General features: G+C 70.3%; 14 protein-coding genes. 9 read left to right on the top strand and 5 right to left on the bottom strand.

Annotated features, from left to right (window positions below):
• Nucleotides 1-85: 85 nt before the first annotated feature.
• From ACIA8D_RS28600 to ACIA8D_RS28590, 3 genes are read left to right on the top strand one after another with little or no spacing between them, the layout of a single operon-like run.
• On the top strand, nucleotides 86-646 hold the full coding sequence (locus ACIA8D_RS28600; RefSeq protein WP_399236754.1) for a hypothetical protein: 561 nt from the start codon (nucleotides 86-88) through the stop codon (nucleotides 644-646).
• On the top strand, nucleotides 565-1,110 hold the full coding sequence (locus ACIA8D_RS28595; RefSeq protein WP_399236752.1) for a hypothetical protein: 546 nt from the start codon (nucleotides 565-567) through the stop codon (nucleotides 1,108-1,110). The genes ACIA8D_RS28600 and ACIA8D_RS28595 overlap by 82 nt, the downstream gene beginning before the upstream one ends.
• Entirely contained in the window at nucleotides 1,061-1,318 is a 258-nt protein-coding gene (locus ACIA8D_RS28590; RefSeq protein ID WP_399236747.1) for a glycosyltransferase family 2 protein, read from the top strand. Before ACIA8D_RS28595 ends, ACIA8D_RS28590 begins: the two co-directional genes overlap by 50 nt.
• 386 nt (nucleotides 1,319-1,704) lie before the next feature.
• Here the strand turns inward: ACIA8D_RS28590 and ACIA8D_RS28585 are convergent, their stop codons facing one another.
• Complete coding sequence (locus tag ACIA8D_RS28585; RefSeq protein WP_399236707.1) at nucleotides 1,705-2,355, bottom strand: Pr6Pr family membrane protein; 651 nt, start codon at nucleotides 2,353-2,355, stop codon at nucleotides 1,705-1,707.
• A gap of 211 nt (nucleotides 2,356-2,566) precedes the next feature.
• Here ACIA8D_RS28585 and ACIA8D_RS28580 point away from each other — a divergent pair, with 211 nt between their 5' ends.
• The gene (locus tag ACIA8D_RS28580) at nucleotides 2,567-3,238 is read left to right on the top strand and encodes a hypothetical protein (RefSeq protein ID WP_399236705.1); all 672 of its coding nucleotides are present in this window, start codon (nucleotides 2,567-2,569) and stop codon (nucleotides 3,236-3,238) included.
• Here the strand turns inward: ACIA8D_RS28580 and ACIA8D_RS28575 are convergent.
• From ACIA8D_RS28575 to ACIA8D_RS28565, 3 genes are all read right to left on the bottom strand, one after another.
• Entirely contained in the window at nucleotides 3,235-3,630 is a 396-nt protein-coding gene (locus tag ACIA8D_RS28575) for a VOC family protein (RefSeq protein WP_399236703.1), read from the bottom strand. The genes ACIA8D_RS28580 and ACIA8D_RS28575 overlap by 4 nt on opposite strands.
• Nucleotides 3,631-3,692: 62 nt before the next feature.
• A complete protein-coding gene (locus ACIA8D_RS28570; protein ID WP_399236701.1) occupies nucleotides 3,693-4,778 on the bottom strand; it encodes a LacI family DNA-binding transcriptional regulator in 1,086 nt (361 codons plus the stop codon).
• A gap of 136 nt (nucleotides 4,779-4,914) precedes the next feature.
• The gene (locus ACIA8D_RS28565; RefSeq protein WP_399236699.1) at nucleotides 4,915-5,655 is read right to left on the bottom strand and encodes a nucleotidyltransferase domain-containing protein; all 741 of its coding nucleotides are present in this window, start codon (nucleotides 5,653-5,655) and stop codon (nucleotides 4,915-4,917) included.
• Nucleotides 5,656-5,919: 264 nt separating this feature from the next.
• On the opposite strand from ACIA8D_RS28565, the gene ACIA8D_RS28560 reads away from it, so the two are divergent.
• Genes ACIA8D_RS28560 through ACIA8D_RS28540 form a run of 5 tightly spaced genes read left to right on the top strand, consistent with a single transcriptional unit; the run spans nucleotide 5,920 to nucleotide 13,025 of the window.
• Nucleotides 5,920-7,161, top strand: a complete 1,242-nt coding sequence (locus ACIA8D_RS28560; protein ID WP_399236697.1) for an extracellular solute-binding protein — start codon at nucleotides 5,920-5,922, stop codon at nucleotides 7,159-7,161.
• A gap of 4 nt (nucleotides 7,162-7,165) precedes the next feature.
• Nucleotides 7,166-8,164: a carbohydrate ABC transporter permease gene (locus tag ACIA8D_RS28555; protein ID WP_399236695.1), complete on the top strand. Its 999-nt coding sequence runs from the start codon at nucleotides 7,166-7,168 to the stop codon at nucleotides 8,162-8,164.
• Nucleotides 8,161-9,024 (top strand): carbohydrate ABC transporter permease, encoded by an 864-nt coding sequence (locus ACIA8D_RS28550; RefSeq protein ID WP_399236694.1) that lies wholly within the window; start codon nucleotides 8,161-8,163, stop codon nucleotides 9,022-9,024. Before ACIA8D_RS28555 ends, ACIA8D_RS28550 begins: the two co-directional genes overlap by 4 nt.
• Entirely contained in the window at nucleotides 9,021-10,445 is a 1,425-nt protein-coding gene (locus ACIA8D_RS28545; protein WP_399236693.1) for a sulfatase, read from the top strand. Before ACIA8D_RS28550 ends, ACIA8D_RS28545 begins: the two co-directional genes overlap by 4 nt.
• A gap of 33 nt (nucleotides 10,446-10,478) precedes the next feature.
• Nucleotides 10,479-13,025 carry a beta-galactosidase gene (locus ACIA8D_RS28540; protein WP_399236692.1) on the top strand — a complete coding sequence of 849 codons (2,547 nt, stop codon included), beginning with the start codon at nucleotides 10,479-10,481 and terminating at the stop codon, nucleotides 13,023-13,025.
• Between the two features lie 180 nt (nucleotides 13,026-13,205).
• Here the strand turns inward: ACIA8D_RS28540 and ACIA8D_RS28535 are convergent, their stop codons facing one another.
• The gene (locus ACIA8D_RS28535) at nucleotides 13,206-14,816 is read right to left on the bottom strand and encodes an alpha-amylase family glycosyl hydrolase (RefSeq protein ID WP_399236745.1); all 1,611 of its coding nucleotides are present in this window, start codon (nucleotides 14,814-14,816) and stop codon (nucleotides 13,206-13,208) included.
• Nucleotides 14,817-14,829: the final 13 nt, after the last annotated feature.

Here is a 14,829-nt window from a genome sequence, read left to right as displayed (position 1 = left end):
GGAGAGCGCCATGCGATTGAGAATGCCGTCGAGATTTCCCGGGCGCCGGAGCCACCGGCTACTGTTCGCCGCCGCGGCCTGCCTCTTGCCCGCCGCCGTCCTCGCCCCACTCGGCTCCGCTGCCGCCGAGAGCCAGGAACCCGCCACCTCCGACAGCGCCGCGTCCTGCTTCTGGACGGGCCCCTTCACCTCCGACCAGGACAAGTTCAACTACGCCTACGTCGACACGGGCGCCCTGTACTGGTCGAGCAACTACACGCTCCCCGAGGGCGCGAAACTGACCCTCGACGGTGCCTACGCGCACGCCCGCTACCAGTCGCTCAACTCCTACGAACCGGCCGCGGCCACCCCGATGACGGCCCTCAACGACCAGCAGATCCAGCCCGATCCGGGCTCGCGGAACCCGTTCCTCGCGGGCGCCAAGCGCACCTTCCCCAGGCGCTCCTGGACCGTCCAGGTCGCGACCCGCGCACACCGCCGAAGGATCCGGCGGACCAGCAGCCCAACACCCTGTACGCGGGCAAGCCGGGCAGCAACGCCCAGTTGCTGCTCTACCGCGTGTACGTGCCCGACCGCGGCCGCGACGCGACCGGGGGCGTCGGCCTGCCCGAGCCCGCCCTCACCCTGGCCGACGGCACGAAGGTGACCGGTTCGAAGGCGTGCGACGCTCTGGAACCCGGTGAGCCGGGCGGCCCGCGCGTCCAGCCGATCGACGAGTACAACGCGCTGCGCGAACAGCCCGGAAAACCGGCCGGCTTCCCGGCCTCCCAGCAGGTGCGCTGGCACGCCTCGTACGCCACGCAGTGGCTGCGCGACCGCACGTACCACGACCGGTGCACCCCGGCCCCGCCCCGCTCCGTCGGCCTGTACTCCAACCTCGACAACGCCTACGTCTCCGCGCGGCTCAGCCGCGACCTCGGCCCGGTCGCCGTCCTGCACGGCAGGCTCCCGAACACCCCGGCCACGTACGACGGTGACAGGCGGATGGGCTCCGGGCAGCTGCGGTACTGGTCGATGTGCTCGTACGAGGCGTGGAGCACCCGGGTCGAGGGGAAGGCGGATTCGACTGGATCGCCTGGCCGGAGAAGGGCGACGGGGCCGGTCACGTGAACGACGGCTATGTGCTGATGCGCAACATGCTTGCGGCCAAGGGCTTCACACACGTCCCGCAGAACACGAGGAGGTCGTCCTCGTCGACGACGGCTCCACCGACGGCTCCACCGAGCTCGCCGCCCGGCACTGCGCCGCCGACCCGCGCTTCCGCCTCGTCCGGCAGGACCCGCACGGCCCCGGCCACGCCCGGAACACCGGCCTGTGAGCCATCCACCCGGACGCCGAGTTCCTCGCCTTCGTGGACGGCGACGACGTCATCCCCGACTACGCGTACGAGCTGCTGATCGGCATGCTCGCCAAGAGCGGCTCCGACTTCGTCTCCGGCAACGTGCGCATGATGAACTCCCGCACGTCGTGACCCTCCACGCTGCACCACAAGCACCTGGCCCGGGACCGGCACCGCACCCACGTCACCCGGCAGCACGGCCTGATCTTCGAACGCCCGCTTCCTGGGCAGGGCGCCCGTCGCGGAGGACGGGACATGGGCCTGGACACCCCGTGCGCCCATGAGCCGCGGCGAACACGCGGTCGAGGTCCTGGCCCTGAACTCGAACGGCGTCGATTCGGAGCGCACCGTGGTGCGCTGCCGTGTCAGAAGTGCTCAGGAAGTGGCAGCGGCCGCTTGATCCGGCGCCCCAGTCGCCGGTCGATCCACGCGAACAGCCAGGCTAGCACGCCCGCGACGACGAGCACCCCGGCGATGTTCCGCAGCGCGAGCCCGTACCCGCGCGCGTGGACGTCGAGGAAGGGGTACGGGTACCAGTCCGTGACCGCGCCGTGCACGAGCGTGTACGCGATCCACAGCGCGGGCCACACGAACGCCCACCCCACGCTCACTCCGTCGATCCGCCCGCGTGGCCCGAACAGCAGCCAGCCGACGAGCGTCATCGGAGGCGCGACGTAGTGCAGTCCCACTGTGATCCACAGTGAGACACCTTCGAGGTGGACCTGCGGTGCGAGGACGATCGCGAACACCAGGCCGGTGATCGTGATGCCGAGCAGCGTGTCGAGCCGCAGCACCCGCCACAACGGGCCGTTCCGGCCGGGGCGCACCACCAGGGACAGGGAGCAGAGCAGGACGAGGATGTTGCTCTGGATGGTGAAGTAGCTGAGCATGCGCACCAGCCGGGTCATCGTGTCGGCATCGTCCCCCGTGGTGTCCCCGGCCCCGGCGGAGGACCCACCGCTGAACACGAGCACGAGCTGAGCGACGAGCGCCGCCGCGACGACGACGGCCAACACGCCGTGCCACGGCCGGGAGAGGCCGGAGGTTCGGTCAACTGCTGCGCTGGGCGCGGGTCCTGTGATGGAGATGGCGGACTCCTCGACGTGCGGTGGTGTGCATGTTTAGTCGAGTATGACCGATATGGGGATGGCGGTGCGGGTGGGGTGCGCTCCGTAGAATCCGACACTTGCTCGCTACGGGACTTCTTCGACATGCAGGTGGCCAACCGTGGGTGAACCGCACCCTCTCCTGACGTACTTCATCGACGCTGCCGACCGTCGCTTCCCGCCGGTCGACGGACGGGTGACGGTGCTGCCACCCCTGCCCGGGGGCCTCGAATGCTCGGTCGCCTTCACCGGTCACGCGGTCGTCGCCACCGCCCTGCCGAGCCGGGCCGTACACGCCCAAGGCCCGGACGGCTTCGGCGAGTCGCTGTCCGCGGACTTCCTGCGCCACCTCGCCGGCCCCACGGGCTGGATCGGCGTCACCGACGCCACACTCACCGCCCGTGGCACCGGCGGCCCGCCGCGCCTGGCGGAACTGACCGACGCGGACGACCATCCACGCGTCCGCCACGCCCGTTGGCTGCGGACGAATGTCCAGGTCTACGGAGACGAACGCGGCCTCGTCACCCTGGCCGACGGCCTCGCCGGGCGGCGCGAACTGAGCATCGAACTCCACCGCACCCAGGACAGCGGCCGAGGGCATGGACGGTCACTCCTGTGCGATGCCCTCTCGCTGGTCCCGGAAGGCGAACCGGTCTTCGCCGCCGTGTCCCCGGGCAACGCCCGCTCCCTGCGCGCCTTCCTCACCTGCGGATTCACGCCCATCGGCAGCGAGGTTCTGCTGCGTCCCGAGCGGAAGCGGCAGGCCGACCGCGGTCGGCCGGAGCGTTCCTAGTCGGACGGCGCCAGCGAGCGCACCACGTCGAACTCGTTGCCCTCGGGGTCGGCCATGACCACCCAGGTGCGGCCGGGGCCCTGGCCCACGTCGACCTTGGTGGCGCCGAGCGCGAGCAGCCGGGCCGCCTCGTCCTCGGTGCCGCGGTCGATCGGGCTGACGTCCAGGTGGAGCCGGTTCTTCACCGTCTTGCCCTCGGGGACCCGGATGAACATCAGGGTGGGTGGCATCTGGCGGGCCCTGACCTCGTCGACCGTCGGCTCCCAGGAGCCGATCTCGACCTTGTCCTCGCTCCGGTCGAGCACCTTGAAGTCGAGGACCTCGCACCAGAACCGTGCGAGCCTCTCCGGGTCGTGACAGTCGACGGTCAACTCGGTGAACCTGCTGGCCATTTGCTCCCCCTGGCACTGCTGGACGAGGGCTCACCCTATCCAGGCGGTGGCGGTCGTGTTGCTCAGCAGCCGCAACTCGCCCTGCGCACCACCGAAACCGGCAGCGTCACCGACTCGGGTTCCTGGTCCGCCCGGCCGCCCAGGCGCCGCACCAGCAGTTCCACCGCCTCCTCGCCCATGCGGCGCATCGGCTGGCGGACCGTGGTGAGTGCGGGGCGCGCCATGCGGCCCAGCGGGATGCCGTCGAAACCGGTGACGGTCACGTCCTGCGGCACCCGCAGGCCGCGCCGCTCCAGGGTGTGCAGGGCGCCGACCGCCATCTGGTCGTTGGCGAAGATCAGCGCCTCGGGGCGTTCGCCGGGGCGGTCGAGCATGGCGGCGGCGGCCCGCGCGCCCTCCGCCTGCGTCATCATGCCGACGCGCAGATCGGGTGCGTCGGCCACGTCGATGCCCGCGGCGCGGCACGCCTCGCTGTGGCCGCGGAAACGGGCCTCCACGTCCGGCGAGTCCTCCGCCGAGCCCACGTAGGCGAGTCGCCGCAGGCCGTGGTCCTCGATGAGGTGGCGGGTCAACTCGCGCTGGCCGTCGGCGTTCGCGACCTGGATGTGGTCGAGCCGCACCGGCCGGTCGAGGTCGCCGGGCTCGCGCGGGCCCGCCAGCATCACGACTGGCTGGCGGCGCGAGATGACCTCCAGCTCCTCCGTCGGCACGGTGCGGGCGAGAACGGCGAAGCCGTCGACGCGTCCCGCCACCTTCGCCACGAGGGTCTCCGGGCCGCTCTTCAGCGAGGCCGCTATCAGCAGCGCGTAGCCGTGCCGGCGTGCGGCGCGCTCCATGCCGCGGATGATCTGGTCGGAGTAGAGCATCGCGGCGTTGTCGTCCGGCTCGTCGCCGACCCCGGCCTCCGCCTCCGACTCGGCGTCCGGATCCGAGTAGTCGGGGAAGCACAGGCCGAGCACGCCGGTCGAACGGCTCGCCAGGCCCCGGGCGTTGCCACTCGGGACGTAGCCGAGCTCGCGGGCGGCGGCGAGCACCTTCTCGCGGGTCTGCGCGCGCACGGAGTCGGGGTTGCGGTAGACCCGCGACACGGTGGCGATCGAGACGCCGGAGCGCTCGGCGACGTCGTACACCGTGGGCGTGGTGGTCATCTGGGCGGCCCCCGAGTCTGCTGCGGGGGCGCCGTGGCCCGCCGACGGATGAAAGCGCATTCACCATAGGCGGGCGGCTGTGTGGGGGCAAGGTTGGCGGGGTTTGGCGGGCTTCGCAGGTCAGAGGCGCGAGGGTTCAGCCGCGCCGGTACCCGGCCCAATACGCCCCGCCGGTCGCCTCCAGGACCTCGCGCACCACATCGGCGAAGCGCCGCGCGGCGTCGTCGGATTCGGCGGTGCCGCCGCTGTCGGCGGTGCCGTCCGCGCCGGACATCGCCGCCGCCGCGGCGACCGTCAGTCGCTTGTGCAGTCCGGCGTCCGCGTCCGCGAGCCGTCGCGAGAGCCACTTGCCGCCGCCGAGCCAGTGGCCGCCCGCGAGCAGTGCGAGTTCCGAGGCGCGGGCCAGCAAGTGTGCGACCAGATAGGTGCGTTCCAGGGGGTCGTCGCAGCCTGCGAGGTCGTCGAGGGTGTCGGTCAGTGCGTAACGCCTGTCCTCCAGCTCGCTCTCCGAGGCCGCCGGGGGACCGGCCGCCCACCGCCGCCTGGCCTCCGCTTGCAGCGAGGCGCCGATCCCGTCCGCGTCGGACAGCAGCAGTCCCTCCGCGCACATGGCCAGGAGCGGGGAGCGGCGCAGTGCGGTCTCCCGCTCGACGAAGCGGTGCCAGTCCGCCTCGGTCTGCACGAAAAGTTCCACCGGCCATCCCTCGTGGATGAGGCTCTCGCGGCAGGGCGCGGGCGGGCCGGACAGCAGGACCACGATGTCCAAGTCGGAGCGCGGCGTGCGGCGTTCCGTCAGGACGCTCCCCGCCAGGAAGGCGGCGCGGGCGTCGGGGAAGCGGTCGCGTACCAGCTGCTCGGCGGTGCTCACGTGATCCATGGCGGCAGTGTGCCGCCACCGGCCGCTCCCGGGCATGCGGTTTTCTCCGCGTGCCGGGCGTGCTCCTCGACTGTGCGCACGGCGGAGCCAGTTGGGCAGGTTTACCCAAGCGTTACCTCTGTGGCTCTTGAGCTGACCCAAACCGTGCGTCAGGGTCGTGCCTGCATCGTTGTGTAAGCGCATACAGGCAGCGCATACACCGATTGCTGCCGCTTGCTCGCCCCAGCCCGAGCACGAGCGCGTATCGCGCGTCTAGGAGGAGCCATGTCACGCACCACCCAGTCCGCCGGTCTGGCCCTGACCCTCGTGTCGGCCATCGCCCTGACCGGGTGCGGAAGCGGAGGTGGCGAGGAGGTCGCGGCCGATGCCAAGCAGACGCTGACCGTGTGGGCGATGGGGGAGGAGGGCGCGCGGCTCAAGCCCGTGGCCGAGGAGTTCACCAAGGAACACCCCAACATCAAGGTGAAGATCACCCCGGTCGGCTGGGACGTCGTGCACCAGAAGCTGGTCTCCTCCCTGGCGGGCAAGAAGCTCCCCGACATGGCGCAGATGGGCTCGACGATGATGGGCGAGTTCATCGCACTCGACGCCCTCGAACCCGTCGACACCAAGACCTTCAAGCGCTCCGACTTCTTCCCCGCGACCTGGGACAGCAACGTCAAGGACGGCACGGCCTACGGCGTCCCCTGGTACGCCGACGTGCGCGCGCTGTACTACCGCACCGACCTGGCCGAGAAGGCCGGTGTCGACAAGGCCCCGGCCAGCTGGGCCGACCAGCAGAAGCTCGCCGCCGCGTACAAGAAGCACGGCGCGCAGTACGGCACCCAGTTGCAGCCTGGCAGCACCGGCGCCTGGCAGGGCTGGCTCCAGTACCTGTACTCGACCGGCGGCGAGCTCCTGGGCAAGGACGGCAAGCCCGCCCTCGACTCGCCGCAGGCCGTCAAGGCGTTCAAGGCGTGGGGGAGTTACTTCGACAAGGGACTCGCCAAGAAGAACTTCACGCCCGGCGAGGACGCCGCCAAGGACTTCTCCAACGGCAAGCGGCCGATGTTCCAGTCCGGCCCCTGGATGGTGCAGAACATCAACGACCAGCATCCGGAGCTGAAGGGCAAGTGGGCCGTCGCGCCCGTGCCCGGAGACACCTCGTCCACCTCCTGGGTCGGAGGCTCCTCCCTCGTCACCTTCAAGGACAGCGCGCGCAAGGCGGCCGCCGAGGAGTTCACCAAGTACCTGGCCACGCCGAAGGCGCAGGCCCACTGGTACGAGGTGGACAAGACGCTGCCCGCCGCGAAGGCCGCCTGGGACCAGCCCGCGATGAAGAATGGCGACAACTCGCTGCCCGTCTTCGAGAAGGCCCTCGACTCGGCCAAGGCCGTCCCGCCGGTGGAGAAGTGGAACGAGTTCGCCGTGCAGATCGAGACCGCCCTGGAGAAGATCGCCCGCGGCGCCGACGCGAGCGCCACCGCGAAGCAGCTCCAGAAGTCCACCGAGGGACTGGTGGGCTGACGCCATGAGCTCCACCACCGCGGCCACCGGCGCCGAAGGTCGCGTGCGCAAGGCCCCGGAGGGGGCGGGACGTACCGACGACGTCCCGCCCCCGCCGGCCGGCGACGGCCTCCGCAAGGACCGGCTCGCGCGCCACAACCTCGCCGGCTGGCTGTTCTCCACGCCGTTCCTGGCCGTGTTCCTCACCTTCATGGCGTTCCCGATCGTCGCCACGCTCGTGATGAGCTTCACCGACTTCGGCCTGCGCAACGTCACCGACCCGCTGTCCGCACAGTTCGTCGGCCTGGACAACTACACGAAGCTGTTCCAGGACGAGAAGTTCGTCCGCGCCCTGCTCAACACCCTGTACTTCGTGGTCCTTGGTGTGCCGCTCACCATCGGCTCGGGTCTCGTCGCGGCGGTCCTCCTCAACTCGGGCATCGACCGCTTCCGCACCTTCTTCCGCGTCGGCTTCTACGCTCCCGTGGTCACGGCCATCGTCGCGGTCGCCGTCATCTGGCGCTTCGTCCTCGACCCCAGCGAGGGCCTGATCGCCGGGCTCGGCCACCAACTCGGCTTCTCCACCCCGGACTTCCTCGGCTCCGAGACTCTCGCGATGCCGTCGCTGATCGTGATGGCGGTCTGGCGCAACATGGGCACCGCCATGGTGCTCTTCCTCGCCGGGCTCCAGGCCATCCCCACGGAGGTGCGCGAGGCGGCCCGGATCGACGGCGCGAACGCTTTCCAGGAACTCCGCAGGATCACGGTGCCGCTCCTTCGCCCGACGATGCTGTACGTCGCCGTGATGACCACCATCGGCTTCCTCAACGTCTTCGAGGAGCCGTTCGTGATGACACAGGGCGGCCCCAACGAGGCCACCGTGACACTGTCGCTCGACATGTACCGCGAGGGCTTCGACTTCTTCCACATGGGCTACGCCAGCGCCATGGCGTACGTCCTCTTCGTGATCGTCCTGGCCGTCACCTCGCTCCAGCTCCGCCTCCTGAAGGACAAGACCGTATGAGCGCCACCACGACCGACACCCGGGTCCGCGCCGGCAGGTCGCGCCTGTCGCGGACGTCCGTCTACGTGCTGCTGAGCGTCGGACTGCTCGTGATGGTCGCCCCGTTCCTGTGGATGGCGCTGTCCTCCTTCAAGACCCCGCGCGAGCTGGGCGCCAGCCCGCCCGTGTGGATCCCCACCGAGTGGACCCTCGCCAACTTCGGCAAACTCGCGGACCTGATGAACGTCGGCCAGGCGTTCTTCAACTCGGCCCTCGTCGCCGTCTTTGTCACCGCCTGCAATCTGCTGTTCTGCTCCATGCTCGGCTACGCGCTCGCCAAGCTGAACTTCATGGGCAAGCGGCCGATCTTCGCCATGGTGCTCGGCGCGCTCATGGTGCCCGACAACCTCATGCTGCTGCCGAAGTTCGTGATGATGAGCGGGATGGATCTGGTCGACTCCTACGCCGCCCTGATCCTGCCGTTCGCCGCCGGAGCCTTCGGTGTCTTCCTGATGCGCCAGTTCATCCAGGCCGTGCCCGACGAACTCCTCGAAGCGGCCCGGATGGACGGCGCCCGCGAGTGGTACATCTTCTGGCGCATTGTGCTGCCCCTGGTCAAGCCCGCCCTGGCCACGCTGACGATCTTCACGTTCCTGGGTTCGTGGAACAACTTCCTGTGGCCGCTCGTCGTCACCAACGACCCCTCGAAGTACACGCTGCCCGTCGCCCTTGCCACCTTCGCCACCGACCCCACCCAGGCGGACGGCTCCAACGGCGTGCTGATGGCCGGTGCCTTCCTCGTCGTCCTGCCGGTGCTCCTCGTCTTCGTGCTGCTCCAGCGCTTCTTCACGCAGGGCATCGCCACGGCGGGCCTCAAGTGACGCGGCGTACCGGAGGCGAGCGGCGCCCCAACCTCGTCCTCTTCATGACCGACGACCACGCGGTCCCCGCCATCGGCGCGTACGGCAGCGTCATCAACACCACCCCGGCCGTGGACCGGCTCGCCGCCGAGGGTATGCGGTTCGACAACGCCTTCTGCACCAACTCGATCTGCTCCCCGGCCCGTGCCAGCCTGCTCACCGGCACGTACAGCCACATCAACGGCATGACGACGCTGGAGCAGCCGGGCCAGAAGTTCGACTCCTCGCAGCCCTCCTTCCCGGCGCTGCTGCAGGCGGCCGGCTATCAGACGGCCATCGTCGGCAAGTGGCACCTCGGCCACGGACCGGCGAGCGACCCGGTCGGCTTCGACCACTGGGAGATCCTCCCCGAGCACGGCGTCTACCACGACCCGACCTTCCTCACCCGCGACGGCGAGAGCCAGTACACCGGCTACGTCACCGACATCATCACGGACCTGGCGCTGAACTGGCTCGACCGCCGCGACCCCGACAGACCCTTCGCCCTGCTCATCCAGCACAAGGCCCCGCACCGCCCGTTCGAACCCGCGGAGCGCCACCGCCAGCTGTACGAGCACCAGGACATCCCGGCACCCGCCACGCTCCACGACGACTACAGCCACCGCTCCACGGCCGCCGTCGAGGCCGAGATGCGGATGAGCGACCTCCAGGACAGCGACCTCAAGGCGCCGGTCCCGGAGGGCCTTTCGGAGCGCGAGGAACGGGAGTGGCGCTACCAGCGCTACATCAAGGAGTACCTGCGGGTCATCGCCGCGCTCGACGAGAACGTGGGCCGCGTCCTGCACCACCTCGACGTCACGGGCGACGCTGCCGAAACCGCCGTCGTCTACACCTCCGATCACGGGTTCTACCTCGGTGAACACGGCTGGTTCGACAAACGGTTCATGTACGACCCCTCGCTGCGGATCCCGCTCGTGGTGCGCTGGCCGGGAGTGGTCGAACCGGGCTCGGCCTGCGAGGAGCTGGTCGTGAACGTCGACTACGCGCAGACGATCCTCGACCTCGCAGGCGCCGAGGCCCACCCGCGGATGCAGGGCCGCAGCCTGCTCCCGCTGCTGCGCGGCGAGCACCCTCAGGACTGGCGGCAGGCCGTCTACTACCGCTACTTCGAGCACCTCGACGTCTGCCACAACGTCCAGGCCAGCTACGGCATCCGCACCCACACCCACAAGCTGATCCACTACCCCGGCCACGGCTCGGGCCAGGTCGGCGCGAAGGACGAGCACCGCACACCCGAGTGGGAACTCTTCGACCTGACCCGGGACCCGGACGAACTCCACAACCGCTACGACGACCCGGCGTACGCGGACCTCGTGACGGACCTGACGGATCGGCTCACACGGCTTCAGCTGCACTACCAGGACTCGCCCGCGCATCTGTGACGGGCACCGCCCCCTCCCCGTACAGGAGTGTTCATGCACCCTGCCCCGCCCACGCCCGTGGAGAGCACCGGCGCGAACCGTCGCGCCGTGCTCGCCGGGATGGCCGCCGCGCCGGCCGCCCTCGCGACGGGGATCGTCACGGCCTCCGCGTCGGCCGCCACGCCCTCGCAGGACTCCGACACCGAGGCCGCGGTCACCTTCCGCGACAGGCAGTTGTGGATCGACGGCGAGCCCACCGTCGTGATGGCCGGCGAGATCCACTACTTCCGGCTGAAGCGCACGGACTGGCAGTCCCGCCTGGACCGCGCCAAGGAGGCCGGGCTCGACACCATCGCCACGTACATCCCGTGGATGTGGCACGAGACCGGCGACGGCAGCCTCGACGTCACGGGACGCACCCGCCCCGAACGTGACCTCGGCGCCTTCCTCGATCTGTGCCGCGACAACGGCTTCAGGATCATCGCCCGGCCGGGCCCCTTCACCATGGCCGAACTCAAGGGCGAGGGCGTGCCGGAGCGTGTCCGCAAGGACCATCCCGAGATCGTCGGTACCGGCTGGGACGGAGCCAAGGCCACCACTGCTGCCCTCGACTACCTCGCCCCGGCCTACCTCAAGGAGGTCAGGCGCTGGTACGCCGCGGTGATGCCGGTGCTCGCCAAACGCCTGCACCGCAAGGGGCGCCCCGGCGTCATCGCCTGCCAACTCGACAACGAGATCGGCATGCTGGCCTGGGTGAGCAATGGCCCCAACCTCACACCCCCTCTGCTGAGGGACTTCAACGACTGGCTCGACACGACGTACGGCGACGGTCTCGGTGACCGCTATCCCTTCGCGGACCTGCCCGCCGACGAGCGCGACAAGGCGATCCGCGCCCCCAAGGACATGTACGCCGCAGCCCTCATGCACGACCTCAGCACCTTCATGCGTGCACGGTTCGCCCGCTACGTCGACGAGTTGAAGACCTACGCGCACGACGGCGGGGTCTCCGGCATCCCCTTTCTCATCAACATCCACGGCACCGGTGGCGGCACCGCCGAGAACTTCCCCATCGGAATCAGCCAGCTCTTGGAGACCTATGCGGGCAGGCCCGGCATGATCGCCGGTTCCGACTTCTACCTCGGCGACCTCGACCTTCACAACGTCACCGACCTGTACCTGATCAACGCCTTCATGGGCGCGGTCGCAGACGACGACCAGCCCCTGTCGGCCCTGGAGTTCGATGCCGGTCACGCCGACTACGGCAACAGCCTCTCGGCCCAGACCGACGCCGAGAGCACCTGGCTCAAGACCAGCCTCTGCCTCGCGCAGGGCAACAAACTGCTCAACTACTACTTGTTCGCCGGCGGCTTCAACCCCAAGCTCGACCGGCCGACGGGCGACGGCAACGACCGCATCGGCATCACCGGCGAACGCCACGGCTTCGCCGCGCCAGTCGACCCCGAGGGCCGGCGCGGCGTCAGCTTCGAGCCGACCCGCCGAAGCGCCCGCTCCGTCCGCGCACTCACCCCGCTCCTGGCGACGGCCCGACCCGAGCACGACGATCTGGCACTGGCCTTCGTACCCGACCACTACCTGACCGAGTACCACCCGCCCGGGCGGGACGAGGCCGACGCGGTCCTCGCCGATGTGCAGGCAACCCGCGGTCAGGGTCCCGGGGGAGCACTGGCCCGCGGCATGCTGCTCGGCGGCTTCCGCTACCGCAGCGTCAACCTGCAGGCAGGTGACCTGGACCCGAAGGACGTGCCGGTCCTCGCGCTCGCCAGCGGCGAGTACCTGGCCGCCGCGCTGCAAAAACGCCTGGTGCGCTACCTGGAGGCGGGCGGCAAGCTGGTCCTCTCGGGCAAGGTGCCGGGCAAGGACATGGCGGGTGCCACCTGCACGGTCCTCCAGGACGCGCTCGGCCTCGAGCCCGAGAAGACCATGACCGACGCCGACCAGTTCTGGCTGTCGGTGTCCGCGCACGGCTGGGCCGAAGGCATCGCGGAAATCCGCGTGAGCAAGGCGCAGTTGAGCGCGGCGAGCCGGGGAACGACCATCCTCCGGGAGATCACCACAGACAAGGGCTGTGGCTTTGACATCCCCGTCGGCAAGGGGCGGGCCGTGGTCGTCGCCACGGACTACCGCTGCGACCTCGACTTCTGGATGGGCGCGTTCCGTGAACTCGGCGCGAGACCCGCCGTACAGCACTCCGCCACCCGCCCCGGCGTCTTCCTGCTCACCACGCGCGACACCGACGGTGGCCGCCTGCTGCACGCCTTCAATGTCACCTCCGGATACGCCGAGGACGTCACCGTCACCGAAAAGGGCAAGGCCCTCTTCGGCGGCGAACGCCTCCGCCTCCCCGGCCGCAGCGCGGCCGTCCTCCCGCTCGGCGTGAAGGCGGGTGGTCTGCGCATCGCGTACGCGACCGCCGAGATCACGGGCGTCGGCGACGACTGGGTCACCTTCCGCACGCTGGGCGACGGCGCCGTGGTCGCCGTCGACGGCCCGGCCCGCTGTGAGGGGGCCACGATCTCGTCCGAGGACGGGCGGACGGTGCTGCGGGTCAAGCGGCGGGAGTTCACGGTGCGCAAGGGCTGACGACGGCGGCCCGGTCGATCTCCGCCCCAAGAGGCCGCAGTGCGAGGCATGTCAGGAGGGGTGGTGAGCTGATGCGCGCGGTGCATGCACCCGTCCTCCGTGAAGTCCGCGAACAGGTGGACGTCGGTGATGGCGGGGCCGCCCCTGCGGGTGGAGGCGTGGATGGGGTGAGGTGGGCGGTCAGACCTCGAAGATCCCGAAGCCGAACCCCGAGGCCCGCACCCTCCCCTCCGTCACCTCGGCGCCCTGCGCGAGCAGCGGCGCCGCGGCCCGGACCCGGCCCGCGTACTCCGGCGGCAGATCGTACGAGGCCTCGGCCCGACCCGGGTTGACGACCACCACGTGACGCTCACCGCGCACGTACACCAGCGGATACCCGTCGTGCAGCACACGCGTCGCGCCCCGCGAGCCCAACTCGGGGCACGCTGTGCGCAGTTCGATCAGGCGCCGCACCAGGTGCAGCAGCGAGTCGGGATCGGCCCGCTGGTCGGCGACGTTCGGCCGGGCCGGGTCCTGGTCGAGCGGCAGGTACAGCTTGTCGGCGGGCGCCGTGGAGAAGCCCGCGTTCTCGCTCGAGTCCCACTGCATCGGCGTGCGCGAACCCGCGCGGTTGTAGCGTGGGCCGAGCCGGCTGCCCTCGTGGTCGGGCAGGTCGGGGACGTAGCGCATGCCGATCTCGTCGCCGTAGTAGATCGCCGGCAGCGTCGGCCAGGTCAGCTGGAAGGCGAACGCGGCGGGCAACTGCTCGGCCGTGCGCGGGCCGCAGCACAGCCGGGAGAAGTCGTGGTTGGCGGTGGGCAGGCAGGCGAAGCCGGCGTCGCCGATGGTGTCGGTCGTCGAGCGCCAGATGTCGAGGAACGTACGCGGCGAGCCCAGCGCCTCCGCCCCGAAGTACGGCTCCATGGGCTCCCAGGGCTCGCTCACCGTGCCCTCGAAGTTGTTCCAGAGGGAACGCAGGGCGATGCCGTCCTGGACGGGGCCGAACTGGAGGAAGAAGTCGCCGTGGAAGCCGGCGGGTACCGATGTCGCCGGGTCGCCCCACTCGGAGAGCAGCGCGGCGTGCGGGTGCGCGGTGTCCAGCCAGCCGCGCAGTTCCCGCCACAGGGCCGAGGTGGCCGACTGGTCCGGGTCGTCCTTGACCAGCGATGCCGCCATGTCGACGCGGAAGCCCGACAGGCCGAGCGACAGCCAGTGGTCCATCACGTCGCGCAGCGCTTGCCGGTTGGCGCGCGGGCCCTCGGCGTCGACCGGCAGGCGCCACGGCTCGGCCGGATCCGGGCGCGCGTAGCCGAAGTTGAGGGCGGGCTGCGACTCGAAGAAGTTGGGGAGGTAGCAGCCGGGCCGGCTGCCGGTCGATGCGACGAAGCCGGAGGGGAGCGTGTTCGGGTCGTCGGGGTTCGCCCAGATGTAGCGCTGGTCGTCGGGGTCGTTCGCGGACGCCGTGAACCAGGGGTGTGCGTCGGACGTGTGCCCGGCCACGAGGTCGAGCAGCACGCGGATGCCGCGGCGGCGGGCGGCCTCGACGAGGCGGGCCAGGTCGTCGTTGGTGCCGTAGCGGGGCGCGACGGAGAAGTAGTCGCTGACGTCGTAACCGGCGTCGTGGAACGGGGAGGCGAAGCAGGGGTTGAGCCACACGGTGTTCACGCCGAGCCACGACAGATGATCGAGCCGCGCCTCGATCCCGGCGAAGTCGCCGATGCCGTCCCCGTTGGAGTCGGCGAAGCTCTGCGGATAGATCTGGTAGAGCACGGCATCGGCCAGCCACTCGGTGGCGGGGCGTCGGTCGGGCAGCGGCACGGTGAAC

The sequence above is a fragment of the Streptomyces sp. NPDC051684 genome (assembly GCF_044453445.1).
GTDB lineage: Bacteria > Actinomycetota > Actinomycetes > Streptomycetales > Streptomycetaceae > Streptomyces.
The sequence above is the reverse complement of the archived record's forward strand: the minus strand, read 5'-3'. Positions and strand labels throughout refer to the sequence as shown.